The organism is Paenibacillus sp. FSL R10-2788 (assembly GCF_038003885.1).
In the GTDB taxonomy this organism is placed as follows: Bacteria; Bacillota; Bacilli; order Paenibacillales; family Paenibacillaceae; genus Paenibacillus_AQ; species Paenibacillus_AQ odorifer.
Genome location: NZ_JBBOQA010000001.1, coordinates 6,915,414 through 6,940,590, shown reverse-complemented (window position 1 = coordinate 6,940,590; position 25,177 = coordinate 6,915,414). Strand labels below are relative to the sequence as shown.

Sequence of the window (25,177 nt, the reverse complement as noted above, 5' to 3'; positions counted from 1 at the left end):
GCCGTTTCTTTTTGCTGGGCAGGGGGATTGCTTATTTCGTAGGATGTGACGGTTAGACAGGTATGTTAAAATAAAGGAATGATCATTAAGTAAGGATAGGAAGGTGAAGCTGGGACATGCAGATGGGAACGATTCTGGTAGTAGATGATGAACAGCCTATTGCTGATATATTGAAATTTAATTTAGAAAAAGAAGGCTACGAGGTTATTTGTGCTTTTGATGGCAACAGTGCAGTGGAGCTGGCATTGTCCAAAAGGCCCGATCTTATGCTGCTTGATCTTATGCTGCCCGGCAAAGATGGCATGGACGTCTGCCGCGAGGTGCGTTCTGCGCACTTGGACATTCCTATCATTATGCTTACAGCCAAGGACGGAGAGATTGATAAGGTACTTGGCCTGGAGCTTGGTGCTGATGACTATGTGACCAAACCTTTTAGTACACGTGAATTGCTGGCCAGAGTTAAAGCCCAGATGCGGAGACAGCATAAACCGTCACCACAGGGGATGGCGAGTGAACCAGCAGAGAATAAGCAGGGCATTTATCATTTTGATCTGTTTATAGATACAGATATGTATATGGTCTATAAGGGCGGGGAGCCGCTTGACTTGACCCATCGTGAATATGAGCTGCTCTACTATATGATCAAACATGCCGGTAAGGTGATGACTCGGGAGCATTTGCTGCAGGCAGTGTGGGGATTTGAGTATTTCGGTGATGTGCGGACCGTTGACGTGACGATCCGTCGTCTAAGAGAGAAAATTGAGGAGAACCCCAGCAAGCCCGAATATATTTATACTCGGCGTGGACTCGGCTATTTGATGCATAGCCCTAAAAATGGAGGACTGTGATGAAGTGGCGGTCCTTTATCCGGACAATTCAGGCAAAACTTATTATTATTTACGTGTTGCTGATTCTGATAGCTATGCAGTTGATCGGGGTTTATTTTGTCAGCTCGATGAAGAACTCGTTAACAGATAATTTCACCAAGGACCTTAAAGCACGTGCTGAGATGTTGTCTATCCTGACTGCTGATAAATTTGGTAGTGAGGCTGGAACCGCAGATGAGGAAACCGCTGTGGAAAGTCTGCGCGGGATGGTCAATAATCTGTACATTAACGGGGCTGAGATTCAAGTACTGGATGCCAGCGGCAAAATCATCACCACTTCCGTTCCCTCGCAGAATGACTATGTCGGGCAGCGTAACACCCAGACAGTTGTGAATCGGGCCTTGCAGGGCATCAGTGATAACGAGGAATATATTATTGCTGATGATAATGTGCGTAAAAAGGTTGTGGCTAAGCCTGTGCTCTCGGGTGACAAGGTAGTGGGAGCAATCTATATTGCTGCTGACATGAAGGATCTGTACGCCACGATGGGCCGGATCAATAGTGTATTTATCTCAGGATTGCTGTTAGCTCTAGCGTTAACGGTTGTTTTATGCGTCATTCTGGCGCACACCATCACGCAGCCTATTAAGGAAATGACGAGGCATGCTACGGCTGTCGCTGAAGGCCGATTCAATCGTAAAATGCCCGTATTGGGCAATGATGAAATTGGACAACTCAGTCAGGCGTTCAATTATATGACCGGTAGATTGCGTGAGGCACTCTCGCAGAATGAAGAGGAGAAGGAGAAGCTTACCTCTATTCTGACGAACATGAGTGATGGTGTTGTGGCTACAGATGAGAACGGAGTAGTGATTCTGATGAATCGGCGGGCAGCACTGATGCTCGGAAATGAAGGCCCGTTGCCGGAAGGCGCTCCTCTAGATAAACTGTTGGGCTTAGATTACGAACAAAGCGGATCTCTGGCTAAAGGTAATGCCCAATCTGCAATGCTTCATCTGACCCATATGGGTGGAGAAGATTCTAATATCGTAAGAGTGACGTTTACTCCCATTCATCGTCGTGAGGGTGGCATTGCCGGCACAATTGCTGTGCTGCAGGATGTCACCGAACAGGAGAATCTGGAGGAATCACGCCGGGAGTTCGTGGCGAACGTTTCGCATGAGCTAAGAACACCACTTACCACTATTAAAAGCTATGTTGAAGCACTGGATGATGGAGCACTTGAAGATCCGCAGCTGGCGGTTCGATTTGTTGGGGTTATTCGCAACGAAACCGAACGGATGATCCGTCTGGTTACGGATTTGCTGCATCTTTCCCGTCTGGATTCCAAGGAAGCTCTTCTTCGAATTCAGCAGACGGATATTACCGAGATGCTGGAGGATGTGGCGGATCGTTTTTCTTTTCAAATTCGGCAGAAGCGTATCGATATAAGTACAAGGGTCCGCAAAGATGTTACCACGGCGTGGCTTGATCGCGATCAAATCGATCAGGTCTTGGGGAATTTGGTCTCCAATGCGCTAAAATATACGCCAGAAGGCGGTAAGATTGAACTGGAAGCGTTGAAGAATGAGGATGGAATGCTCTCCATATCTGTACGTGATTCGGGGATAGGGATTCCGAAAAAGGATATCGAGCGGATCTTCGAACGATTTTATCGCGTGGATAAGGCACGTTCGCGGAACATGGGAGGCACCGGACTTGGCCTTTCCATTGCCCGGGAAATTGTGAAGGCACATGGAGGCTCCATTTCCCTGCAATCCGAGCTAAATGAAGGTTCAAAGGTAACCTTTACCCTGCCTTTGAACGAGCAAAGGGGGAGTGAGGCATGAAGGAACGAATCAAATCATGCATTCTAGCCTTGCTCGTGCTCGGAAGCCTGGTTGAAAGCTATTATTTGATCTACCGTTTGCCTGGTGCTGATTCAGCAGTGCTTTCTGAGAACCTGTATGTGAAGACAGATAATATGGGTCCGGAAGAGAAGGTAGAGAACCTGTTATACCCTGACAAAATGATCATCCATATGGGAGAAGGCAAACATACGCTTTTTTATCCGGATTCTACGTTCTATAGCTTGATCATGAATCGCTTAAAAGGTCGTGGCTTCGAAAGCTTCCAGCGGCATTCGGTACAGGATTATGATTGGGATAAGATCCGCAATGAGAATCCTGGGATTGAGCTTTCATTCGGAGCGGGCATTCCGGTAACGTTATTGCAGCGGGTGATGCAGTTATCGCCAGATTCCCTTTTTGAAGGAGAAAGCATTGATCGCATTTGGATCTATAACATTAAGAATGATTCCAAGGCCCATGCTATTTTCTTCAGTACGAGAGGCGACATCATATACGAAGCGGCAAAAGCGGATTTAACGGTTCAGGATGTGCAGCAGCATGTTGATTTCGGTAAGAATTGGACGCCTTACAAGACCGTAAGCGGGGATTATTATGTGCCAGACAGTAAGATTTCTCTGGTTCAGGTAGACATGCCTTCCGGGATGTACACCATAGAGCAAATGCAGAGTAATCTTTTCTTCGATGTTGGAAGCACTAGATATATTCGGGAGAAGAACGGCTCGGAGATTTATACGGATAGCAAACGGAGCCTTCAGGTGGACCAGGGTAAGAACTGGATGAGCTATAGTGACCCTGCAGCGCTTCCAGCTGGAGAAAGTACCCCTGCCAAGGATGCTTTGGAAGCTGTAGAATTTGTGAACCAGCATGGCGGATGGAATGGGACTTACCGTTTGGAGGCTACAGAGGAAGGCAGACAGGAGAGAAAGGTCTCTTTTCAACAATATTATGGCTCCTATCCGTACGGCTCCTATCCGATTATGAGCAATTCATCATTACAGTATGGTGTAATAAATCTGGAACTGCAGCAGGGAACAGTATCCTCTTATGAACGTTCTCTAATCTATATAGATGAAAGTAAGGCCGTAAAAAAGGTAGTGGAGCTATCTGGAGGTGCGGATCTGGAGTATAGGTTGTCTCTGGTCAGTAAAACTTCGGCAGTGAAGGATTTAACGCCTGCTTATGTGCCTGAGGTGAAGGAAGATCATCTGGAGCTGATACCTGTCTGGAAAGTTACACTTAGTGATGGCAGTGTTCTTACTTTAAATTAATGGACAAGTGGTTCATATAACAATTAGGAGGTTCGGGTATGGATTGGGGAAGAGCTAAAAATGTACTGATTTGCGCCTTTTTAGGTCTGAATCTGCTGCTATGTTACCAGCTGTGGGTCGATTTGCGCGATCAGGTTAGTGCTAATCTTGATTTTACTTCCCTGTCTGCTGAGACCCAAGCCGTAATGGAGCAGAAAGGGATTCGTGTATTGTGTCCCATTCCGGCTTCTACCCCGCAGCTTCCTAACATTACTTATCGTTATTCTGCTGAAGAGCAGACTGAACCACCAATTAAATTAGATGTACCTATAGACAGCAAGCTGATCTATTCTTCCTTCTCAGAGCTTAGCAAGGCGCTTGAGGATAAGATTCCTGATATTTCCAATTATCGCTTTGATTCACAGGAAAGTGAGGTTGGGAAGTTTGTTCTTCATCCGCTGGTTCAAAATCAGTGGTCGTTGTTCCGTGTTAGGCTAGAGTTGATTAACAGTGATCAAAAAATCGTAGCTTACCGCTGGCCGAAGATTGAAATAGGGACAAGCAGCAGCGATAAAGAACAGAAGGTGCTTCCAGCATCGCAAGCACTTAGTAGCTTGATAGAGAAGTATTTTCCGGCAGATTCCGTAGTGAAGGAGATTGAGCTGGGGTATTACGGTGAGCTGTTCAACTCGGAAAGTCAGGTAGCTTCGCCGATGTGGCGGTTTATGCTGGAGAACGGCAATGCCTATTATGTGGATGCTATTAGTGCGGACATCATCAGTCCTAAGACAACAGAGTAGAAGGAGTAAGGAAAATGGGGATTTCATTTACAGTACTGTCCAGTGGTTCTACCGGCAATGTAACGGTGGTACGAAACGGGGAGACAACACTTATGATTGACGCAGGTTTTAGTGCCAAGCGGATCGATGAGCTGTTGGCCATGCGTGAACTAACGGGTAATGATATAGACGGGATTCTAGTTACACACGAACATTCCGATCATATCAAGGGACTCGGGGCCATGGCCCGTAAATACGATCTTCCGATTTATGCGAACACCAATACCTGGGGAGCTATCGAGAAGGGAATTGGTAAAATACCGGAGTATAACCGTATGATCATGGAGTCTGGCCAGCACAAGGATTTCGGCAGTATGCGAGTAGAATCCTTTGCGATTTCTCATGATGCAGCGGAGCCAGTGGGTTACAATTTTTATGATGGAAAAGAGAAGTTATGTGTAGCTACAGACCTGGGCTATGTTAGTGATAAGGTAAGAGATGCAATTTCAGATGCAGATGTATTGGTGCTGGAGGCGAATCATGATATCGAATTGCTGAGAATGGGACGTTATCCGTGGAATACGAAACGGCGCATCCTAGGCGACATGGGTCACCTTTCCAATGAGGCAGCTGGAGCTGCGCTTAGCGAAATTCTTACAGGGCGGACCAAACGGACCTATTTGGCGCATTTAAGCCGGGATCACAATATGATGGATTTGGCAAAAATGTCGGTACGCGGCGCAATGGAGGATCGGGGCTGTTTTTTCAAAGATAGTGAGTTCAGACTGTGTGATACGTATTATGATCAACCTACGCCATGGGATAAGCTGAGCCAGTCATAAGCTGATCAAGTTCAGCGGTCTTGCGATCTAATTCTTGGCGGGAGATTAGGCCTTTTTCAATCATCAATTCGATCATTGCGCTAAAGGCAAGGGTCATGTGGTAGTGTTCATCCTTTAAGTCACCAAGCTTACCGATAAACTCGACTAAATCCATACTTGTTGAAAAAGAACTCATAATTAATCCTCCTTTAATAGTGTGAATATATAGTGTAATTAGAACTGAAAACTGTAAAAAATTCGCAGGTGTTTTAGCTGAGGAAAATCCCGAATTGCAGGTTGCCTGTGATACAATTAAAAGCGTGATGAGCAAAGCTAAAATTTTAGGGACACTTCTATTTTATTGTAGTCTTTTAAGTTGCAAAATATTCCTAATAGAGAAGATATATTAAAAGATTATCATAATCTAACGATTGATCGAAACTCTTGTGGGGTTAATGGATAAAGTGAAACTTTTTAGTGATATTTGGAGTCTAATGGTTACAGAGGTTTGGTTCGGACGTGGTTGCTATAGGTTCAGGTCTTAACAACAGTGAACGCTTGGCAATAGAAGGGGGAGATTTTCGGTGGGATTGTTTGATGATGATTTCTATTCAACTAAAGTTTCGCGGTCCAGAGGGGATGAAGCATCAAAGGGATCGTTTGCTAACCGTAGACATTCTGTACGCAGATCGCGTAAAGGGCTATCTACCTGGCAAATATCCGCCGTTTGCTCCTTAGTCAGCGCTGTGGTGGCAGTTCTGTTATTCAGTATGTTTACAGGCCAGATGAGTCATGAGACTGCTCAAAAGCCGGTTGTAACAACTGGAAATGTTGCCCCAAGCAGTAGTGATCCATTTGACCGGATTATTCAAGCTGCTGCCACGGTTCGCCCTGCAGTAGTAAGTATTATCAATCATAAAGAAGATAATGAAGAATTAAACATTCTGGATGAGTCCGCACTAGGCTCAGGAGTGATCTATAAAAAGACAGGAAATAAAGCATTTATCATTACCAATAATCATGTCATCGAAGACTCCGGTAATCTCGAGGTAGTTACAGTGAACGGAGAGACCCGTAAGGCAACACTCGTTGGAACGGATAAAGTAAGCGACATTGCGGTACTCTCTATTGATGCCAAAGGAATCGATACCATCGCGCAGCTCGGTGATTCCTCTAAGCTTCGTCTAGGTGAAACGGTCATTGCTATCGGTAATCCGCTAGGACTTGGTGATACATTGACCTCGGGGATTGTTAGCTATACTGAACGGATGGTTCCCGTATCCCTTAATCAGGATGGAGTATATGACTGGGAACAAGAAGTGATACAGACTGATGCGGCGATTAATGAAGGAAATAGTGGCGGCGCGTTAGTGGATCTCGATGGCAAGGTCATTGGAATTAACACGATGAAGATTTCAGATACGGGTGTAGAGGGTCTGGGTTTTGCAATTCCTGCGAATCATGTGATAGATATCGCTAATGAGCTGGCTGAAAAAGGGCATATTGCCCGTTCGTACTTGGGTGTATATTCAGTTGATTTGAACAATCCGTACGTTCCACTAGCAGAAGATCAACGCAATGAATTGAACCTGCCGAACAGTGTTAAGGATGGAGTAGTTGTTCTAGAAGCCGTTGGCCCTGCGAAGGAAGCTGGACTGCAATTCAATGATGTCATTACCAAATTTAATGATCAATCCATCATATCTACCCTTTCTCTTCGCAAGTACTTATATAATCATACGAAGATCGGTGATGATCTGAAAATTACTTACTATCGAAACGGCGAGGCCAAACAGGCAACAGTTAAACTTCTTGAAAAACCACAGGAATAATATGCTGGAAGTCGGTATATAATGATATAGCAGTTACGACAAGTAGAGCGGACTACCCCTTCGATTCCGAGGGGGTACCTTCTTGAAAAAGCGGATAAAAGTAACGTTTTTGGGAAAGCTATTTTTCTAAAACCATGATAATTATGCCAGAAAAAGGATCTATTTAGGGAATAAACACTAAGTGGCAGCCCTTACATTGGAAGGTAATACTTATTAGGGCAAAACCGGATATATTCGGATGCTTGCTTGCCTTTGCTAATCAGGTGTGGTAATATGATATCAATCATACATTTAGTCCCTAATTCTCGCATTGAAAAGGGCTGTCATATTTGGTAATACAACCTTTTTCAATGTGTGAATTTTTTCTTTGTTTGAAGATAAAAAGAACATATTAATTTAAATTTGTGGAGGTAACACACATGCAAACAGGTACAGTTAAATGGTTCAACGCAGAAAAAGGATTCGGATTTATCGAAGTTGAAGGCGGAAGCGACGTATTCGTTCACTTCAGCGCAATCACTGGCGACGGCTTCAAAACTTTGGACGAAGGCCAACGCGTTGAATTCAACGTTGTTCAAGGCAACCGTGGACCACAAGCCGAAAACGTTGTAAAACTGTAATAATAGAAGAAACCGTCCCAGCTTGTGAAAGTTGGGACGGTCTTTTTATATCTAGTTACTCACTATTGACTTACAGGATGGGAGGAACGGCAATGAACTACCGGAAGAAACCTTTGGAAGAAATACCGGAAGAAAATACCGCAATTTGGGCATGTACCAATGAGGGATGCAACGGATGGATGAGGGATAATTTCGCATTTGAACATGCGCCTTCTTGCCGTCTATGTGACTCTCCAATGGTTCGCAGCACGAAGATGCTACCCCAATTGCTTAATTCGAATGGCGATCTCAAATCGCTGAAGAAGGGTATTTCCATCTAACCAATACCTAAATGAGTCAAGCATTTAATAGAACGACGAACCACTCAAGACGGGTAAACCGTCTTATTTTTTTTGCTTTCTTTATGCTAAATTGTGATCTTTGTCACAAATCATTTGAATTTCACCGTTAAATGACTATCTTTATGTGACATTTATCACAAAAAGAAGCTTAAATTTTTGACAGAATATAATTAACGAAAAGGGGAGAAGGAAGGGACAAATATGGATACAGTAATGCTGTCGCGTATACAATTTGCGTCGACGACAATATTCCACTATTTCTTTGTACCGGTATCAATCGGACTAGCGCTCTTGATTGCAATCATGGAGACAATGTACGTTAGAAAAGGTAATGAAGAGTACAAAAAAATGGCGCAGTTCTGGGGAAAGCTATTCCTCATCAATTTTGCAGTAGGGGTAGTTACAGGGATATTGCAGGAATTTCAGTTCGGGATGAACTGGTCCGATTATTCACGTTTTGTGGGTGATGTATTCGGGGCTCCACTTGCAGTTGAGGCATTGGCAGCCTTTTTCCTGGAGTCTACTTTTATTGGGATATGGATATTCGGCTGGGATAAGGTATCCAAGCGAGTACATTTACTGTCCATCTGGCTGGTAGCATTCGGTACGATGTTATCTGCATTCTGGATTCTAGCGGCTAACTCTTTTATGCAGCATCCTGTGGGTTTTGAGATAAATAATGGACGTGCAGAAATGAATGATTTCTTCGCGCTTATTACGAACGGACAATTGCTGGTTGAATTCCCACATACAGTACTGGCTGCTTATGCAACAGGTGCTTTTCTTGTAACAGGTATTAGTGCTTATAAAATATTGAAGAAACAAGAGGTTTCTTTCTTTAAGAAGTCTTTTCAGATTGCAGCTATCGTAGGGATTATTTCTTCTATTGGTGTAGCTGTTGCTGGTCACGCCCAAGCGCAATATTTGGTTGAAACTCAACCAATGAAAATGGCAGCTTCCGAAGGACTGTGGGGTAAGAGTGGTGACCCGGCACCTTGGACCGTATGGGCAAACATTGATCCAGAGAATCAAATCAGTACTGGAGAATTTCAAATTCCTTATATGCTGAGTTTCCTTTCATACAGTAAATTTTCCGGTGAAGTTAAAGGTATGCTTGAGCTGCAAGCGGAGTATGAGCAAACCTATGGCCCCGGTGACTATATTCCACCTGTACGTACGACATTCTGGAGTTTCCGGATCATGGTTCTAGCAGGAACGTTAATGATTGTATTGGGAATGTACGCTATGTACTTAATGTGGCGCAAAAAAATGGACCGTCCGAACACTTGGTTTATGCGGTTCATGTTATGGGGCTTGCTGCTTCCTCCGATTGCGAATACAGCCGGTTGGGTCATGACCGAATTCGGGCGTCAGCCATGGACGGTATTCGGACTGATGACAACGGAAGACAGTGTGTCGCCTAATATTACAAGTGGTCAAGTTCTGTTCTCCGTGATTTCTTTTACAACGATTTATTTAATTCTAGGATTAGTGTTGGTCGGATTGTTTATTAAAGTGATTAAAAAAGGTCCTTATGCGATGGATAACGATCACGGCGATTCGAATGATCCATATAACGAGGAGGGTTCCCATGATATCTCTTAATGAATTGTGGTTTGTGCTGATTGCAGTTCTGTTTATAGGGTTCTTCTTCCTGGAGGGTTTCGATTTCGGCGTAGGGATGGAAACACAAATTCTCGCTAAAAATGATACAGAGCGCCGTGTTCTGATTAACTCGATCGGACCTTTCTGGGATGGGAATGAGGTATGGCTTATCACAGCTGCGGGTGCAATGTTTGCGGCTTTCCCGGAGTGGTATGCAACGCTGTTTAGTGGATTCTATATTCCTTTTGTATTTGCCTTATTAGCTCTGATAGCGCGTGGTGTCGCTTTTGAATTCAGAGGTAAACGTGATTCATTAGCTTGGAAAAGAACTTGGGATGCCTGTATCTTTATCGGCAGCTTCCTTCCACCATTCCTCTTGGCTGTAGTGTTTGCAAGCTTTATCAAAGGGTTGCCTATTGATGGGGATATGCAAATGTATGCAGGGTTCACAGATATCGTGAATGTGTACACTGTAGTAGCAGGGCTTACTGTTGTCCTTCTGTGCCTGGTGCATGGTCTCATGTTCACAACGCTGCGTACAGTGGGTGATCTACAGGCTCGCGCTCGCAAGTTGGCACAAAAATTGCTGATACCACTCGCAGCTTTATTTACTGCTTTTGTGATTATGACTTATAATATGACGGATATTTTCGAGCAACGTGGAACGGTTCTTATGATTATTGTAGCCCTGGGAGTTATCGCCTTTGTACTGTCCGGTTACTTCATGACGAAGAAGAAGGACGGCTACGCTTTTGGAATGACAGGAGCGGTAATGGCGCTTTCGGTAACTTCTATCTTTGTAGGATTGTTCCCGCGTGTTATGATTAGTTCAATTGATCAAGCTTTTAATTTGACGATCACTAATGCGGCTTCGGGCCATTACTCTTTGAAGGTAATGACGATTGTGGCACTGACCATCCTTCCGTTCGTATTGGGATATCAAATTTGGAGTTACTTTGTCTTTCATAAACGGGTTCACGAGAAGGAGCATCTTGAATACTAATGGATAAAAACTTGCTTGGGTATAAAGGAGTTAAGCCAGTCTTTCTGATTGTAGGCTTCCTTACCCTGGTGCAAAGCTTGTCCATACTTCTGCTGGCTAAATCGCTGGCAGAAGTCATCTCTGCGCTATTTGCGGGAGAACCTCTGAAGGAACAATGGGGCACTGCGCTATTGTTCCTTCTTGCATTTCTTGTGCGCCATGCTTGTGCTATGCTGATGAGCCGTGTCTCTTACCGCTTCGCGGAAGCAACGGGCAGCACTATGCGGAGGGAAATGATGGACAAGCTCTTCCAGCTTGGCCCTAGAATGGTGGGCGGGCGTGGAACCGGGGATCTTGTTACACTAGTGCTGGAAGGCGTAACTAAATTCCGCACGTATCTGGAAGCAATCATTCCTAGAATGGTAGGGATGTCTGTTACACCGGTCTTGGTGCTTATTTACGTCTTTACGATGGACACTACGAGCGGGATTATTCTTACGGTAACTATGCCGATTATTATTGTTTTTATGATTTTGATTGGGATGACGGCCCGTAAGCAAATGGATCGGCAGTTGAAATCATATCGCACATTATCTAATCATTTTGTAGACTCACTACGTGGGCTAGAAACATTAAAATTTCTAGGACGAAGTCGTAGTCATAGCGACAGCATTGCTACGGTCAGCGATCGTTATCGCTCGGCGACCATGCGTACGCTGCGAGTGGCCTTTTTGTCATCGTTCGCCCTGGATTTCTTCACTATGCTGTCTGTAGCATCTGTAGCGGTAAGTCTTGGTTTACGGCTTGTAAATGAACAGATGACATTGGTTACGGGCTTAACGATTCTAATCTTGGCTCCGGAATATTTCCTGCCTGTCAGATTGGTGGGTTCAGATTTCCATGCTACTTTGGATGGGAAAGAAGCCGCTGAAGCAATGAAGAGCATTATAGATCAAGATGAGGTGAAGGCTGAAGTAATCGGCCCTAACGGTAGTCTATCTGTCGGTTCTGCAGCAAAAACATCGGAACAAATATTCACTTGGCATGAGAATAGCGTGCTCACATTAAATGACGTTAGCGTGAAGTATGAGGAAGCAGGGCTTTCTTCGCTGGAAGCGCTGAACCTGCAATTTAAAGGAGCTAGCAAAATTGGGATTATCGGAGAGAGCGGGGCCGGTAAATCTACTTTAGTGGATATATTAGGGGGCTTCTTACACCCTACCTCAGGAAGTATCACGGTTAACAGTACAACGGTTAGTGCATTAACGGATGAGGCTTGGCGAAAACAGACCTCATATATCCCGCAGCGTCCGTATATTTTTAGCGGCACGTTAGCGGATAATATACGTTTTTATTACCCTGAGGCTTCTATGGAAGCTGTTGCCGCGGCAGTGAAAGCTACTGGTTTATCGGGGCTGGTGGATACTCTTCCGCATGGTTTAGATGAGATGATTGGTGGCGGCGGCCGTTCGTTCAGCGGTGGCCAGGAGCAACGGGTGGCATTAGCCCGGGCACTGCTTAGCAGCCGTCCAATTATGCTTCTAGATGAGCCAACGGCGCATCTGGATATTGAAACGGAATATGAGCTGAAGGAGACGATGGTGCCTCTTTTTGAAGGAAAGCTGGTCTTTCTGGCTACCCATCGCCTACACTGGATGCTAGATATGGACATTATTGTAGTAATGAAGCAAGGCCAAGTGGCAGAAATCGGTACCCATCAGGAGTTACTTGCCCGCAAGGGTGCGTATTATGAGTTGATTGGGTCGCAATTGGAGGGAATCCATTGAAACGTGAAGGATGGTTTGCTCCCTATGTATCGTCGTATTTTTGGCGTTTTGTGCTAATTATTGTGCTTGGGGCGTTGACGATATTTACAGCCTCTTCATTGATGTATACTTCAGGATTTCTGATCTCAAAAGCGTCTACACCGGTCGAAAATATCCTGATGATCTACGTGCCGATTGTTGGTGTACGTACGTTCGGAACAAGCCGAGCAGTCATTCACTACGTGGAACGGCTGATTGGGCATGACACCATTTTACGGATTCTTTCTAAAATGCGTGTGCGCCTGTACAATATTTTGGAGCCACAGGCCTTGTTCCTGTCGTCGCGTTTCCGTACTGGGGATATTCTCGGGATGTTAGCTGATGACATCGAATATTTGCAAAATGTATATCTGAGAACTGTATTTCCAAGTGTTATTGCTTTATTGATCTACGGGGTTGCGGTGATTGCGTTGGGCACCTTTGATATCGGTTTTGCGTTATTAATGGCTTTGTATATTTTGGTGTTGGTCGTGGTATTGCCGCTTATATCTTTGTTGTTCACCCAGAAACGTCAACGTGAAGTGAAGGTAGAGCGTAATCGCCTCTATCAAAAGCTGACTGACGCCGTTCTCGGTATGGGCGATTGGGTCATTAGTGGACGGCAAAGCCAGTTCGTGGAGACCTATGAAGCAGATGAGAAAAAAGTGGCCAAAACGGATGCAGCGCTGCGCAGCTGGGCGCGTCTACGTGCGTTCATCGGGCAAGCAGTTGTTGGAGTTGGCGTGCTTTCGATGTTATATTGGGCCGCCGGGGAGTATGCGGATGGTGCTATTGCAGGTACGTTGATTGCGGCGTTTGTATTGGTTGTTTTTCCTGTGGCAGATGCTTTTTTGCCAGTATCCGAAGCTGTGGAGAAAATCCCGCAGTACCGTAACTCGCTGGAGCGGTTGTCTGGAGTGGTTGGAGAAGAGCATAATATAGTTTCCGAACAGGCATCTGTAGTTGATGTTCTACCTCAGGCCATAAAAAGTGCTCATATCCAGCTCGAAAATGTGGGTTACCGCTATGGATCAGAGGATAACTGGTCGGTTCGTGATCTCAGCCTCGACATCCCACAAGGCAAAAAAATTGCCATCATCGGCCGTAGTGGGGCAGGGAAATCGACGTTGTTAAAGGCTATTCAAGGGGTTATCCAACCTTCTGCAGGTTCGGCTATGATTAATGGAATCGCGGCGGCTGCCTATGGCGATAATATTCCTTCTATTATTGCGGTGCTAAATCAAAGCCCACACTTATTTGATACTACGGTAGCGAACAATATTCGCATGGGTGATCCGAAGGCTTCCGAACAAGCGATTAAAGAAGCTGGCGCATTAGCCAAAATGGATACGCTGATCTCCTCGTTACCAGAGGGATACAATACCTTTGTCCGTGAAGCGGGGCAACGTTTCTCCGGTGGAGAGCGTCAGCGGATAGCGTTAGCTCGTATTTTGCTGCAAAATACACCTGTCGTCATTCTTGACGAACCGACCGTAGGGCTGGACCCAAGCACGGAACGTGATCTTTTGCAGACGATGTTTGAAGCTATGGACGGTAAATCTCTGATCTGGGTAACGCATCATTTGGTTGGTGCAGAGCAGATGGATGAAGTGATTTTTATGGAAAATGGCTCGGTAGAAATGCGTGGAACCCATGCGGAGCTGATGGAAAAAGAACCACGTTACCGCAGATTGTATGAGCTGGATCGTCCAGTGGAGTTTCTAGGGTAAGATGGAGAGTTGGTAGATAACATTTATAGAAATTAGAGAGATATTAGTGAAGAGATTCCTTTTGCCCGTTTGGGGTGAGAGGAATCTTTTTTTTCGGTAGGGCAAGAATATAGACAATGGATGAACAGATTGCTGGAATGGATAGATAGGAGTTCCATTTTCGTGGGAAGTATGGTAGAACAATAGAAGGAGTATAGGCCGCAGCGGCACAGAAAGGGATGCTTGGTTGAATGTATGTAGTATGTAAAGAACATGTAGAGTTAGCCATCGACAAATTTGTGGACGAGTATGAGGATGCACCTGATATTGTGGACTTGAAGGAGACCGAGTTCTCGGACTGGGACCCGCCGGCCAAATGTGCGGAATGTGAGAAGAATGCGGAATATTTAGTGGTCTAAAGGACTGTTAAAATTTATTAAAAACACCTTGCAGTCCCGGAAATGGGCCGCAGGGTGTTTTTTTGCATGAAATAATATATGTGTTAGCCGATTAGGTCTTATGCATCTGCTGCATCTACTATGTCGGTCAGCGAGCTACTTCGGTTGCCTCGGCGGTAGAGAATAGCTGAGATGATGGCGATCAATGCTGCAATAGAGAGTCCCCAGTAGATATTGGAGTAGGCTGCAGAAAGCGGCAGTCCGCGCTGCCATTCTAGTGCGCTTGCGGCCATAGCCACGCTGAAGGCGCCGCTGAAGAATTGCAGCAGCTGGAACAGGCCCATCCCGGAGCCAATTTGTGAAGAAGGCAGAATCCGAGAGATTTCATTGGATACACTACTGGACAGTGTCGTGAAGGCCAGACTCATAATCATATAGATGAACATGACGGCAATCCATGACCGCCCAGCAAAGAAAGCGAATAGGATGGTAGCGGTCAATACGAGCAATGGTGCAAAACGCAAAATCCCCGCATTGCCATAACGGTCAATGATTCGCCCGACGGAGCGGGAGACAAAGATGGCGAGCAGCGAACCCGGAAAGATCACAAGCCCGGCATGGCTTGCGCTGAAGCCGAAACGGTGAGTCAGAATCTGCGGCAGCAGGAATAACGTGGCAAAGCTGCATAGGTAGGAGGCAACTCCGATCAGAGCCAACACGAGATATGAGCGGTTACGGAAAAGATCCGGCATCACGAATGGATCAGGTGTGCTGCGGATACGGCCAACAAATAAAGCAATGGCGACAATTCCGGCGATCAAGGCAATCCACAACCCGCTGGTCAGGAACAGCAGCAGCCCGGTCGTGCCGACGCCCAAGAACAGCCCGCCAAGCACATCAAAGGAGCCACGGGTGGGTACTTCTTTGGGCAGCAGGATAAGGAACAGCGGCACTAGAAGCAGAATAGCTGCCGTTACAGAGAATAGCCAAATCCAGCCGAGATATTCGACGATGGCTCCGCCCGCGACCGGCCCAAGCCCTAGACCCAGCGAGACGGCTGACATAATTGTCGCCATTGCTTTGCCGCGGCGGGCTTGCGGGATATAGCGGGTAAACAGGACAAGCGACAAGGACATTACTGCGCCCGCGCCTGAGGCCTGGAGAATGCGTACGATAAGCAGGAAGATAAAGTTAGTGCTGAAAAAGCCGGCAACAGCCGCGAGGCCCAGCGTCAACAAGCCTATAACCAACAGACGGCGAATCGGCAGAAAATCAGAAAGCCGGCTGTACGTGATTGAGGCAATCGAGAACATAATGGAATACCCGGTGACAATCCAAGAAGCGGACGCAGCCGTAATCCCGAAGGCTTCGGTCACATCAGGCAGCGCCAGATTGAACATAGCCGTATTCATGATTACGAGAACCACAGCGACACTGAACAGCAGGGTCAGCAGGCCTTCTCGTGGAAGAGGCGCTTCCGGAACGGAGGCTTCATGATCCGCATTCGCGGAGAGGTTATTTACAGAAGTCATGTGCGAAGCACTCCTTTTATTATTGTTTAATAGTTCGATTACTTACGAACAATTGAAATATAGCATGCGTTGATATAAAATGCAATTAGGAACACCAATATTTTTTTCGCATTCATCGTACGACAAAAGGGGATAATCATCCGTGAAAATACTATTTCATCCGGACCGCAAGGACATTCAGCTTGCCTCCGTATTGTATGCACTCAGCGATCCGATTCGCTTACATATCGTATCGGATATTCACTTAAATGGAGAACAGGCTTGCAACGGCTTCAACGTCCCGATCGCAAAATCCACTATGTCTCACCATGCCCGTACTTTGCGCGAGTCAGGAGTTGTTTTTACACGAGTTCAAGGAACACAGCGCATGTTGTCCCTGCGGACTGAGGATCTTAATGCACGTTTCCCAGGCTTGCTGGACTCTATATTGAGCGCTTATGAAGCTGGGGGGAAACCGGATTTAGTGATGGAGGAGCAGGAAGAAAGTAAGTAGGGATGGATTGAACCTGCTGAGGACGAGGAATACATGAAATTCTAGATTCAGGCAATCTAGGAATACGTGGGATCAGGAGATCCATAGATTGCATGAAAAATAGGACATTTAGGGACTGCGCAAGAGTAGGCCGTTTTAATTGTCGTTTCTTTTCCACCAAATATGTGATAGAACAGAAGGTACTTACTAAAACTACAAGGGACGCCCAGTGCGCGTCCTTTTGCTATTTCTATAGAGGATTATGACAGGAGGCACTTATGCTTATTCAAATTATTGGCGTAGGAAAATTGAAGGAAAAGTACTTGATCGATGGCATCGCGGAGTATGCAAAACGGCTGACACCATACCTGAAGTTTCAGGTCATTGAGGTGGCAGATGAAAAAGCACCCGATTCTCTAAGCGAAGCAGAGGTCGTGCAGGTAAAGGGACGCGAGGGCGAACGCATCCTCGCGCAGATTAAGAGCGAGGCGCATGTCATTGCGCTCGCGATCGACGGCAAGCTGTGGAGCTCGGAAGAGCTTGCCGCAGAAATTGACCGGCTCGGCACCTACGGGACGAGCCATGTCGTGTTCGTCATCGGAGGGAGCCACGGGCTCTCCGACGAGGTCATGCGCCGCGCGCAGCAGCGCATGAGCTTCGGGCGCATGACGCTGCCACATCAGCTCATGCGCCTGGTGCTGGTGGAGCAGGTGTATCGCGCGGTGAAGATCAATCGGGGGGAACCGTATCATCGATAGTGGTAAAGCGGAGGGTCGAGTTGAAGGTGGAAGCAGCGATGCTCAATCTGCAGATTGGAGCTTAAAAACACTCCACACATGTGGAGTGCTCAATATTGATGATACTCAATAATAGTTGAGATGTGGCAGTATTGCTCAAATGCATTGTTTTAAATGATTGTATACACTAAGGCACGCTATTAAGATAGCGGACAGCTATATTATTCAATGAGTCCTTTGATATTAGATTTTAAAGGGAAGTTCTTGCGGCCACTGAAAACAATTAGGATGAATAACATCGTCCTTCTCTTTGCCCGGCTCAAATAGGCCTCTTAATGTGGGACGTTGTCAGCGCTACAGATTAAACTTAGCCGCGAAGCGTTGAATAGCATTCGCTTGCATCAACTTGTTCATGATAAGGAAGCCAAGCACTCCCCCGAGGGTATTGGCGATAATGTCGTTAATGTCCGTACTTCTGCTGCTGCCAAGAGTGATCCCGATAACCATTTGTATAACTTCAATGGAGAGGCTCAAGATTAGTACCAACTTTGCCGCTTTTTTAGTGTTATCGTATTTACGATTCAAGAGAGGCAGATACATTCCCAGCGGCACTAGCATGATGATATTCAAAATAAATGTTTTTATATCGATTGTTAATATAGGGATGAAATTAATATGTTTATACCAAGGCGTTTGGTTCGCGTATAGGCCAATATTGACATCAATCGGGAAGAGTACTAAATGGAAGACAGCTAGTAAATAGAAGCCAAACGTGACGAGTAAGGTATATTGCAGAGCTGTAAACCTCTTGATCTTCAATTTAGTCAAGCCCAACAGAGTGACCAGAAATATAAGAAACAGCGGTGCCAAGACATAATAAGATTCAATTGTATATTGGATAGACATCAGCTCGGATTCTCCTTTCAGCTCGTGAATGAACGTTTAGTCGATGATTAGTTCATTTTTTATTTCAATTAAGTAGTTTCTTCGTATAAATACGTAGTAAAACAGCTGCAGGATCAAAAAGCTGCCCATGATTAAAAAGGCGGCGGTTCCGACTTCTATCTTAAATATACGATTTAGCGTGCTCAGTGCGACTGAGGAATGAATACATGCAACGATATAGGGCAGCATGAACAAGATTCCCATCTCGATTGTGGTTATCCTTTTAATTTCTTTGAAGGTTAAGCCAACCTTATTTAACTGCTTATATTTTTTCTTATCGGTTTCCACATCGTTAAAAAATTTGTTGTAGATAAAACTGCCTGAAGTCACGAAGAAGATCATTCCAATAAATATGGACAAGAACATGATCGTACCATAAGCACTTTTTTCTGTCTCGAAAATATGCGACTTGGATAAGAATAAACCGTTAGGATTACCTCCATACTTGGCTTCATATTCATCATAGACGACATAAGTGTCAGACCAGTCCTCGACATGGAAGGTATATTGAATCCCTTCATCGCTTTCAATGAGATCATATAGCGTATCGGCAACGACATATAGGGTTGATGCTTGGTCTTGCATGATCTTCGCCTGTATTTCATCGGTTACCCGGATGGGATTTCCTTCAATCGTCATGCGATTGATATCGTTGCCAAATTCGGCAGAGGCCATTACTTTGATCGACTCATGCTCTTGAATCGAAGCAGTTCGGAGGTCTAATTGTTCGGCCAGTTGGTTATAGACACTCATCTTCATCAGGGTATAAGAAATTCCTTCCGCATCGGTAACCGATTTGTTAGCGATGGTTATTGGGGTATAGGAAGAACCGCCTTCCTTCAGCTGCTGATCAATAAAATTGATTTCCTCATGGACGGTCAGGTTTTCGCCAATTGTTTGATAAGTAAAGGCAAGAGGATATCTCTCTTCGATATTGCCTAATGTATTATCCCAGAAGGCATAACAAGTTCCGATCGATATGAATGCTGCTGTGGATGTGATCGATATGATGAAAAACACTCTAGCATTATCTTTCATGCGATAGAACAAATTGGATACCCAGATCAAATTCGTGTGCTTCAAATAAAAAATCCTGTTCTTTTTGAGGAAGGCGATAAAAAAAACACTGAACTGCGAAAACAGGAAGAAGGTGGATATGACAACCATTACCATAACCAATAAGATGATTTTTTCTAAATTTTCAATATTACTGGTAAAGGATATATAGTAAGCTACGAGCAGCAGCACAGCACTCAAGATAGCTAAAAGCACGGATGGCTTAGGCGCGAGCCTTGGAGCCATTGTTCCTTTGAGCAAGTGGAGGATGTCCTTCTCCTTGATAATCCATGAAGTGAAGAAAGATACCAAGACACATAGAAGGATAAAGGCAACCGAGGTTATCAGAATAGCCTTAATTGGAAAATAATACGGCAGAGCTTGAATCCTAAACATTTTCTCGATCATAATTAAAAAGAGTTTTGAGAAAACTAATCCTGTTACAATTCCGCAGACGGTTGCTGAAATGCTGATCAACAAATTTTCGATAAATATCATCTTTAAAATCTGCTTTTTCGATGTGCCGATCATATATAAAATTCCAAATTCTTTATACCGGCTCTTCAGAAATACGCTAATGGAATAAAACACGAAGAAAAAAAGAAAGAAATAAGTGATGATTTCTGCTGCGTAAAGGGATATCTCAATATAGGATTTGAATGCCCCTTTATCGGGGTGAAAGATAAACATGGTAAAGGAGAAAAATAAAGCGACAGAAATGCAAGTGCTCAGGAAATAAGCAAAATAGGCTTTCCCATTGCGCGTTACATTTTTTATGGCGAATTGCTTAAAATTCACACGAAGCACCTCCCAACAGAGAAAGTACGTCGATGATCTGTTGATAAAACTGCTGCCTGCTGCTGCCTTTATATATTTCGTTATAGATGCTGCCGTCTTTAATAAATAAGATCCGGTTGCAATAACTGGCTGCTAAGGGATCATGAGTCACCATCATAGTAGTAACCTGTTCCTCTTGATTGATTTTCTCGAACAATTCCATTACGATCCTCGATGCGTTGGAGTCCAAATTTCCTGTAGGTTCGTCTGCAAGAAGGAGGGATGGCTTATGGATGATGGCTCTGGCAATAGCCGTTCTTTGAGCTTCTCCTCCGGAGACTTCAAAGGTTCTCTTGCTCAGCAGATGCTCGATGCCAAGGATCTTGGCGACTTTCGTCAGCCTTCTGTCTTGCTCCTTAACAGGTACACCGTCTAGGGCCAAGGGCAAGATTATATTCTCACCAAGTGTCAGGGTATCAAGCAAATTAAAGTCTTGGAAAACAAAGCCCAGTTCCCTTCGTCTAAAGAGAGCAAGCTTATCCCCATTTAAGCTTAATGGATTATTACCCTTAATATAAATTTCACCTGATGTGGGTTGATCGACCGTGGAGATCATATTCAACAAGGTTGTTTTGCCGCTGCCCGAAGGTCCCATAACCCCTACCAATTCACCGGCTTCAATTGAAAAGCTGATATGATTCAAAGCGCTGAACATCACTTGTTTGCCATAAGATTTGCTTAATTGACTGACCTTTAACATTTCCATAACGATATCTTCCCCTCTATGGTTAATCGCGATATCCTCTATAGTAATCGGTCGAGTCCCATTGAGCGATTCATCTTCATTACACGATTCTTACATGGATGTAAGGTTGTCAAATCGAACAATGACCTTTGTACCTCGATTCACTTCTGACTGAATTTGAATATTGTGATGCAAGTTCTCGCAGACCTTTTTGGCGATATATAGTCCCATTCCTGTAGATTTCCCCCGCACTCTTCCATTTGCGCCAGTGAAGAAGGGATCGAACACTCTTCGAATATCTTTAGGATGAATTCCGATGCCTTCATCTGTGACCTCCAGAACAACTTCATTCTCTCTCCGATAAGCGGAGATGCTCACATATTTCCCTTTTCCTTTGGAATACTTGATGCCGTTTGTGATCAGCTGTTCAATGATGAATTTGAGCCATTTTACATCCGTGTAGACCTCAATGGTTTCGTCAATGGTTGCTCTAGGTAATATGCCGTTAGTTATAAATTGTTTTTTTTCTTGATTGATGCAATCTATAATAAGGGGCTGCAAGCGTGTCTTCTCAATGACGAAGTCCTTCTCAAAGGCATCCAGACGCGCCAATGATAAGGCCATCTTAAGCCCCTTTTCAATCTTATACAGCTCCTCTTGGATGCCGCTCACATATATGGTACCAACCTGAGCCTCCAACTGCAGCTGGATAACGGAAAGAGGCGTTTTCATTTGATGCACCCATTGGTTGATGAATGTTAAGTGCTCTTGATGTTTTTGATTGGATTGCTGCAATTTCAATTCATATAAGCGGTGTTGTTGTTTGAGCAACATGGAGATTTGATGGCTCCAAAAGGAGCTCCCCTTATCCAACGAAATTTCCTCAAGAGCATAGAAGTCACGATATAGTAAGGCGTAAACCTCTTTCGTCTTCACATACTTCCAAACTAAATAAACGAGAAGGATAAAAGTGTTAAATAAGAATATGTACAGGATGTCTGGGAATGGAAAATCTATCACGAGCACACAATAAAAAGTAGATAATACCACAGAGAAATAATAGAGAAGAATATATCCCTGATGTTCTTTTAGAAATAATCGCATTGAGGGTTCACATCCTACCAGCATTTGTTTAATTTATAACCGAGGCTTCTGATCGTTATAATCCCGTTTTGAATACCAAGTTCTTGCAGCTTTTTTTTCAGTCTTGTGACATTTACATTCAGGGTGTTTTCTTCGACGAACTGGGAGTCATCCCACAACTTTTCGAGTAGATTGTTTCTGGATACCACATTCGGATACAATCGAATCAAGCTTTCGAGCAACAGAGCTTCTTTTTTCGTAAGCGTTAATGCCTGACCTTTGAATTCAAGCTCCAATCTTTCGGGATATAATACTAGCTCCTCCAAAGCAATAACCCGCTCATCCGAACGGGCATAATCGCCATAAGCTCGCCTAAGATGGCTTTTGATTTTGGCCATGATCACCTCGTAAGAAAAGGGCTTGGTTATGTAGTCATCCGCGCCGTTTTCAAGAGCCATCACTTGATCCATTCCGCTTTCTCTAGCCGAGATGAAGAGAATTGGAGCTTTAGATATTTCCCTGATCCTTCTACACCAATAGAACCCGTCAAACTTAGGAAGGTTCACATCAAGCAGCACTAAACTAGGACGATGTAAAGAAAATTCTTCTGCGACCTGTTCAAAGTTTTGTACAACCTTCACTGAGAACCCATACTTCTCTATATGTTCTTTTAAAAGTCGACAGATAGACAAATCATCTTCAACTATAAAAATGGTATATTCCATAACTAAATTATTCCTCCGAAATGATGGATTGATTCATGAACTTGGATACTATCAGTATAACCCACTTAATAATATATGTATCGATTATATGGGAACGGCTGAGTATCCTTCGTAATTACATATTTCATACGCATCTAAGCTCGCCTTCATTATTCAGGTTCTATTTTCCCTCTTTATTGAAAACATGATGTATACAGCTGATAGGTACATTATTCTGTTATGCACATTCGACACATGTCGAAGTGGTAGTGTCAACACACCGTGTTGACAAATAATCCGAGGACATCTAAACAAATGGCTATCATTTGAATATTGAATCATTGAGGGTTCATGCCCTGTAGCATGAGCCTTTTGAATCTGCTAAATACCAACTTAGACGATTGAAATACTGGACAATAAGCTAAAAGGAAGCTAATATACATGAAACTTTCAAGGAGGCGATCCACATGTCAAAGCCCATTCACCTGTACCAACTCGATATCAATCCTGCTGCCGAGCGACATCTTCTTTCCCTCACCCAGCGCCATCTCAAACTCGCAGTCGAGCACGGTCACCGCCAGACTACTCTCGACCGCCGCACTGACATCACCAAAGAAATCGAAGCTATTCGAGCCGAGCGTGACTCCATAATCGCTGGCTTGAGGCAACAGCAAGATTTGCAGGTGGCGCTATGAACAATCACACTCCCCCGCTCGACTCCAAGTGCCCTGCTGGGCGCACAGTCGCCGCACCTAGCGCTGTCTTTAGCCATTACTAACGTTTGTTCGTCATAGGAAGCGAGTAATGCTGAAATATCATGAATGATTTGTTCACTTGCTGTCAGATTCTCATGGCGAGTGGTGTAACTATAGAATTAGTGGATGCCGTCCTCCAAAGCGACGGCGATTTTGTTCAGATTCTTTAACGAGATATTCTTTTCCGCTCGTTCCACACCACCAATATAGGAAAACGTAAAGCCGCACTTCTCGGCTAAACGCTGTTATCCTGAATAAGGAAATGGTTGTAGACGCTTTGAAGAACTTCGATGCCCTGTTTGCGGAAACATCTAATGATGACTCCTACGAGCACTGATTAAAGAGATTCATATGGAAGCAGATCGCAAGAGCATTAAAAATATCGTCTTCTGGTTCACAGAAGACGATTCCTTTAGCCAATTTGCTTTACCAGTGAGTGACGTGGGGAGAACCGTATCATAAGTAGGGCGAATTCGGTATGCGTGGCAAGGGAGCCCCGAGGCCCGGGGGGAGATGGCGACCTCTGGGGAAGATCGCTATACAGGATGGAACGAATTACTGAGATCCTACAGAAATCTTCGTTGAAGTTGTCCATTTGAGTGAGATGGCGGATGAATTTCGGCTGTGTTAGAACAGACATTAAGGTGTGATAGTTTATTCGAATCAAATGCAGATGATGAAGACCCGCAGGACGAACTTTGTAAGTTCTGCCATTTTGGACGTGAACTGTACGCGGTGGTTGTCGTTCACCCCCTCTTTTTTACTGTGTACTCCTTTCGTAGGACTTAAACCTTCTATTATTCGACTATGATGTTTAAATAGAGTCGAATGATAGAAGGTTTTTTGCGTGAAGACAATCAATGTTGAAGCATCTAACCATCTATTTTTAGCAAATAATCACCAAGGAGCGAACATGAATGGAACAAACGGTTACGAATAAAGTCACAGGAGAACAAATTACTTTTCTAGAAACGGCAAAGGACACGAACGGGGAGTATTTATTAATCGAAGTTGTGCTGCCCCCATTTGGCAAAGGTCCACCTTTGCATATTCATGATCAGTTTGAAGAGGAATTCGAAGTGATTACAGGCAAGCTCACCGTAACTTTAGGTAAAACAAAGCATGTGCTAGAAGCGGGAAACCGCCGTATTGCCCCACTTAAAACGTCCCATACCTTTACGAACGAGCATGAAGAGCCTGTTGTATTCCGCGTTCGGCTAACGCCGCCAAACAAGTTCGAGCAATCGGTTCGCATTCATTACGGGCTCATGGACGATAGATTAACAGATGAAAAGGGCAAACCCAAGTCACTTGCCCATACCGCTTTCGTTTTAACACTACAAAACACCCTAATCGTGGGTATTCCCTTCTGGTTACAACGTTCTCTCTTTAAATTCATTATTAAACGAGCCCGTAAAAAAGGAGTTTATGAAGTTCTGAAAAAGTATACAGGAGAGGTGCTGTAAGGAGAATTAATCGTTCATTTCTCACACAATCTTATAGAATACTACTTTCGTAGGACTACAAACTATTA

The 25,177-nt window shown here is 44.5% G+C and carries 25 protein-coding genes; 17 read left to right on the top strand and 8 right to left on the bottom strand.

Annotated elements, in window-relative coordinates:
• The first annotated feature begins 116 nt into the window (after positions 1 to 116).
• From yycF to NSQ50_RS30780, 5 genes are read left to right on the top strand one after another with little or no spacing between them, the layout of a single operon-like run.
• Positions 117 to 848, top strand: coding sequence for a response regulator YycF (gene yycF, locus NSQ50_RS30800; RefSeq protein ID WP_076124308.1), 732 nt, complete (start codon positions 117 to 119; stop codon positions 846 to 848).
• Positions 848 to 2,677, top strand: a complete 1,830-nt coding sequence (gene walK / locus NSQ50_RS30795; RefSeq protein ID WP_076222430.1) for a cell wall metabolism sensor histidine kinase WalK — start codon at positions 848 to 850, stop codon at positions 2,675 to 2,677. Before yycF ends, walK begins: the two co-directional genes overlap by 1 nt.
• Positions 2,674 to 3,966 carry a YycH family regulatory protein gene (locus NSQ50_RS30790; protein ID WP_036677820.1) on the top strand — a complete coding sequence of 431 codons (1,293 nt, stop codon included), beginning with the start codon at positions 2,674 to 2,676 and terminating at the stop codon, positions 3,964 to 3,966. Before walK ends, NSQ50_RS30790 begins: the two co-directional genes overlap by 4 nt.
• Positions 3,967 to 4,004: 38 nt before the next feature.
• Complete coding sequence (gene yycI / locus NSQ50_RS30785; RefSeq protein ID WP_036677823.1) at positions 4,005 to 4,745, top strand: two-component system regulatory protein YycI; 741 nt, start codon at positions 4,005 to 4,007, stop codon at positions 4,743 to 4,745.
• Positions 4,746 to 4,759: 14 nt separating this feature from the next.
• Positions 4,760 to 5,566, top strand: coding sequence for an MBL fold metallo-hydrolase (locus tag NSQ50_RS30780; RefSeq protein ID WP_036677825.1), 807 nt, complete (start codon positions 4,760 to 4,762; stop codon positions 5,564 to 5,566).
• Here NSQ50_RS30780 and NSQ50_RS30775 read toward each other — a convergent pair.
• Positions 5,535 to 5,741 (bottom strand): hypothetical protein, encoded by a 207-nt coding sequence (locus tag NSQ50_RS30775; RefSeq protein ID WP_036677826.1) that lies wholly within the window; start codon positions 5,739 to 5,741, stop codon positions 5,535 to 5,537. The two genes, NSQ50_RS30780 and NSQ50_RS30775, sit on opposite strands and share 32 nt — an antisense overlap.
• 388 nt (positions 5,742 to 6,129) lie before the next feature.
• On the opposite strand from NSQ50_RS30775, the gene NSQ50_RS30770 reads away from it, so the two are divergent.
• The 8 genes from NSQ50_RS30770 to NSQ50_RS30735 all read left to right on the top strand — a co-directional run bounded on the left by NSQ50_RS30770 (position 6,130) and on the right by NSQ50_RS30735 (position 14,858).
• Entirely contained in the window at positions 6,130 to 7,377 is a 1,248-nt protein-coding gene (locus NSQ50_RS30770) for a S1C family serine protease (RefSeq protein ID WP_036677827.1), read from the top strand.
• Between the two features lie 419 nt (positions 7,378 to 7,796).
• Complete coding sequence (locus NSQ50_RS30765; RefSeq protein ID WP_019914582.1) at positions 7,797 to 7,997, top strand: cold-shock protein; 201 nt, start codon at positions 7,797 to 7,799, stop codon at positions 7,995 to 7,997.
• A 92-nt stretch (positions 7,998 to 8,089) separates the two neighbouring features.
• The gene (locus NSQ50_RS30760) at positions 8,090 to 8,317 is read left to right on the top strand and encodes a cold-shock protein (protein ID WP_036677829.1); all 228 of its coding nucleotides are present in this window, start codon (positions 8,090 to 8,092) and stop codon (positions 8,315 to 8,317) included.
• A gap of 222 nt (positions 8,318 to 8,539) precedes the next feature.
• Positions 8,540 to 9,943, top strand: a complete 1,404-nt coding sequence (locus tag NSQ50_RS30755) for a cytochrome ubiquinol oxidase subunit I (RefSeq protein WP_036677831.1) — start codon at positions 8,540 to 8,542, stop codon at positions 9,941 to 9,943.
• On the top strand, positions 9,930 to 10,946 hold the full coding sequence (gene cydB / locus NSQ50_RS30750) for a cytochrome d ubiquinol oxidase subunit II (protein WP_038573947.1): 1,017 nt from the start codon (positions 9,930 to 9,932) through the stop codon (positions 10,944 to 10,946). The genes NSQ50_RS30755 and cydB overlap by 14 nt, the downstream gene beginning before the upstream one ends.
• Complete coding sequence (gene cydD, locus NSQ50_RS30745; RefSeq protein WP_076143950.1) at positions 10,946 to 12,712, top strand: thiol reductant ABC exporter subunit CydD; 1,767 nt, start codon at positions 10,946 to 10,948, stop codon at positions 12,710 to 12,712. The genes cydB and cydD overlap by 1 nt, the downstream gene beginning before the upstream one ends.
• On the top strand, positions 12,709 to 14,460 hold the full coding sequence (cydC, locus tag NSQ50_RS30740; protein ID WP_076140572.1) for a thiol reductant ABC exporter subunit CydC: 1,752 nt from the start codon (positions 12,709 to 12,711) through the stop codon (positions 14,458 to 14,460). The genes cydD and cydC overlap by 4 nt, the downstream gene beginning before the upstream one ends.
• A 230-nt stretch (positions 14,461 to 14,690) precedes the next feature.
• The gene (locus NSQ50_RS30735) at positions 14,691 to 14,858 is read left to right on the top strand and encodes a CxxH/CxxC protein (RefSeq protein WP_063829780.1); all 168 of its coding nucleotides are present in this window, start codon (positions 14,691 to 14,693) and stop codon (positions 14,856 to 14,858) included.
• Positions 14,859 to 14,956: 98 nt separating this feature from the next.
• Here NSQ50_RS30735 and NSQ50_RS30730 read toward each other — a convergent pair whose 3' ends face one another.
• Positions 14,957 to 16,369: an MFS transporter gene (locus tag NSQ50_RS30730; RefSeq protein ID WP_076140574.1), complete on the bottom strand. Its 1,413-nt coding sequence runs from the start codon at positions 16,367 to 16,369 to the stop codon at positions 14,957 to 14,959.
• Between the two features lie 142 nt (positions 16,370 to 16,511).
• Between NSQ50_RS30730 and NSQ50_RS30725 the strand changes: the two genes are divergently transcribed.
• Positions 16,512 to 16,862, top strand: coding sequence for an ArsR/SmtB family transcription factor (locus NSQ50_RS30725; protein ID WP_038573939.1), 351 nt, complete (start codon positions 16,512 to 16,514; stop codon positions 16,860 to 16,862).
• 257 nt (positions 16,863 to 17,119) lie between these two features.
• Complete coding sequence (gene rlmH, locus NSQ50_RS30720; RefSeq protein ID WP_076222429.1) at positions 17,120 to 17,599, top strand: 23S rRNA (pseudouridine(1915)-N(3))-methyltransferase RlmH; 480 nt, start codon at positions 17,120 to 17,122, stop codon at positions 17,597 to 17,599.
• Between the two features lie 333 nt (positions 17,600 to 17,932).
• Here rlmH and NSQ50_RS30715 read toward each other — a convergent pair whose 3' ends face one another.
• From NSQ50_RS30715 to NSQ50_RS30695, 5 genes are all read right to left on the bottom strand, one after another.
• Entirely contained in the window at positions 17,933 to 18,484 is a 552-nt protein-coding gene (locus tag NSQ50_RS30715; RefSeq protein ID WP_076222428.1) for a VanZ family protein, read from the bottom strand.
• 36 nt (positions 18,485 to 18,520) lie between these two features.
• Positions 18,521 to 20,377: an FtsX-like permease family protein gene (locus NSQ50_RS30710; RefSeq protein ID WP_076222427.1), complete on the bottom strand. Its 1,857-nt coding sequence runs from the start codon at positions 20,375 to 20,377 to the stop codon at positions 18,521 to 18,523.
• Entirely contained in the window at positions 20,367 to 21,122 is a 756-nt protein-coding gene (locus NSQ50_RS30705) for an ABC transporter ATP-binding protein (protein ID WP_076222426.1), read from the bottom strand. Before NSQ50_RS30705 ends, NSQ50_RS30710 begins: the two co-directional genes overlap by 11 nt.
• 90 nt (positions 21,123 to 21,212) lie before the next feature.
• Complete coding sequence (locus NSQ50_RS30700) at positions 21,213 to 22,037, bottom strand: sensor histidine kinase (protein ID WP_340949892.1); 825 nt, start codon at positions 22,035 to 22,037, stop codon at positions 21,213 to 21,215.
• A gap of 182 nt (positions 22,038 to 22,219) precedes the next feature.
• Positions 22,220 to 22,909 carry a response regulator transcription factor gene (locus tag NSQ50_RS30695; RefSeq protein ID WP_076222424.1) on the bottom strand — a complete coding sequence of 230 codons (690 nt, stop codon included), beginning with the start codon at positions 22,907 to 22,909 and terminating at the stop codon, positions 22,220 to 22,222.
• Between the two features lie 446 nt (positions 22,910 to 23,355).
• Here NSQ50_RS30695 and NSQ50_RS30690 point away from each other — a divergent pair, with 446 nt between their 5' ends.
• Positions 23,356 to 23,583, top strand: coding sequence for a hypothetical protein (locus tag NSQ50_RS30690; RefSeq protein WP_076222423.1), 228 nt, complete (start codon positions 23,356 to 23,358; stop codon positions 23,581 to 23,583).
• Between the two features lie 179 nt (positions 23,584 to 23,762).
• On the opposite strand, the gene NSQ50_RS30685 is transcribed toward NSQ50_RS30690, so the two are convergent.
• Positions 23,763 to 23,840: a hypothetical protein gene (locus NSQ50_RS30685; protein WP_370511376.1), complete on the bottom strand. Its 78-nt coding sequence runs from the start codon at positions 23,838 to 23,840 to the stop codon at positions 23,763 to 23,765.
• Between the two features lie 720 nt (positions 23,841 to 24,560).
• Between NSQ50_RS30685 and NSQ50_RS30680 the strand changes: the two genes are divergently transcribed.
• The gene (locus NSQ50_RS30680; protein WP_076222422.1) at positions 24,561 to 25,109 is read left to right on the top strand and encodes a cupin domain-containing protein; all 549 of its coding nucleotides are present in this window, start codon (positions 24,561 to 24,563) and stop codon (positions 25,107 to 25,109) included.
• Positions 25,110 to 25,177 lie beyond the last annotated feature (68 nt).

What these genes read in the sequence shown, in the direction of transcription:
- yycF (WP_076124308.1), top strand. Translation starts at nt 117, where the DNA reads ATGCAGATGGGAACGATTCTGGTAGTAGATGATGAACAGCCTATTGCT.
- walK (WP_076222430.1), top strand. Translation starts at nt 848, where the DNA reads ATGAAGTGGCGGTCCTTTATCCGGACAATTCAGGCAAAACTTATTATT.
- NSQ50_RS30790 (WP_036677820.1), top strand. Translation starts at nt 2,674, where the DNA reads ATGAAGGAACGAATCAAATCATGCATTCTAGCCTTGCTCGTGCTCGGA.
- yycI (WP_036677823.1), top strand. Translation starts at nt 4,005, where the DNA reads ATGGATTGGGGAAGAGCTAAAAATGTACTGATTTGCGCCTTTTTAGGT.
- NSQ50_RS30780 (WP_036677825.1), top strand. Translation starts at nt 4,760, where the DNA reads ATGGGGATTTCATTTACAGTACTGTCCAGTGGTTCTACCGGCAATGTA.
- NSQ50_RS30775 (WP_036677826.1), bottom strand. Translation starts at nt 5,741, where the DNA reads ATGAGTTCTTTTTCAACAAGTATGGATTTAGTCGAGTTTATCGGTAAG.
- NSQ50_RS30765 (WP_019914582.1), top strand. Translation starts at nt 7,797, where the DNA reads ATGCAAACAGGTACAGTTAAATGGTTCAACGCAGAAAAAGGATTCGGA.
- NSQ50_RS30760 (WP_036677829.1), top strand. Translation starts at nt 8,090, where the DNA reads ATGAACTACCGGAAGAAACCTTTGGAAGAAATACCGGAAGAAAATACC.
- NSQ50_RS30755 (WP_036677831.1), top strand. Translation starts at nt 8,540, where the DNA reads ATGGATACAGTAATGCTGTCGCGTATACAATTTGCGTCGACGACAATA.
- cydB (WP_038573947.1), top strand. Translation starts at nt 9,930, where the DNA reads ATGATATCTCTTAATGAATTGTGGTTTGTGCTGATTGCAGTTCTGTTT.
- cydD (WP_076143950.1), top strand. Translation starts at nt 10,946, where the DNA reads ATGGATAAAAACTTGCTTGGGTATAAAGGAGTTAAGCCAGTCTTTCTG.
- NSQ50_RS30735 (WP_063829780.1), top strand. Translation starts at nt 14,691, where the DNA reads ATGTATGTAGTATGTAAAGAACATGTAGAGTTAGCCATCGACAAATTT.
- NSQ50_RS30730 (WP_076140574.1), bottom strand. Translation starts at nt 16,369, where the DNA reads ATGACTTCTGTAAATAACCTCTCCGCGAATGCGGATCATGAAGCCTCC.
- rlmH (WP_076222429.1), top strand. Translation starts at nt 17,120, where the DNA reads ATGCTTATTCAAATTATTGGCGTAGGAAAATTGAAGGAAAAGTACTTG.
- NSQ50_RS30715 (WP_076222428.1), bottom strand. Translation starts at nt 18,484, where the DNA reads ATGTCTATCCAATATACAATTGAATCTTATTATGTCTTGGCACCGCTG.
- NSQ50_RS30705 (WP_076222426.1), bottom strand. Translation starts at nt 21,122, where the DNA reads ATGGAAATGTTAAAGGTCAGTCAATTAAGCAAATCTTATGGCAAACAA.
- NSQ50_RS30695 (WP_076222424.1), bottom strand. Translation starts at nt 22,909, where the DNA reads ATGGAATATACCATTTTTATAGTTGAAGATGATTTGTCTATCTGTCGA.
- NSQ50_RS30690 (WP_076222423.1), top strand. Translation starts at nt 23,356, where the DNA reads ATGTCAAAGCCCATTCACCTGTACCAACTCGATATCAATCCTGCTGCC.
- NSQ50_RS30680 (WP_076222422.1), top strand. Translation starts at nt 24,561, where the DNA reads ATGGAACAAACGGTTACGAATAAAGTCACAGGAGAACAAATTACTTTT.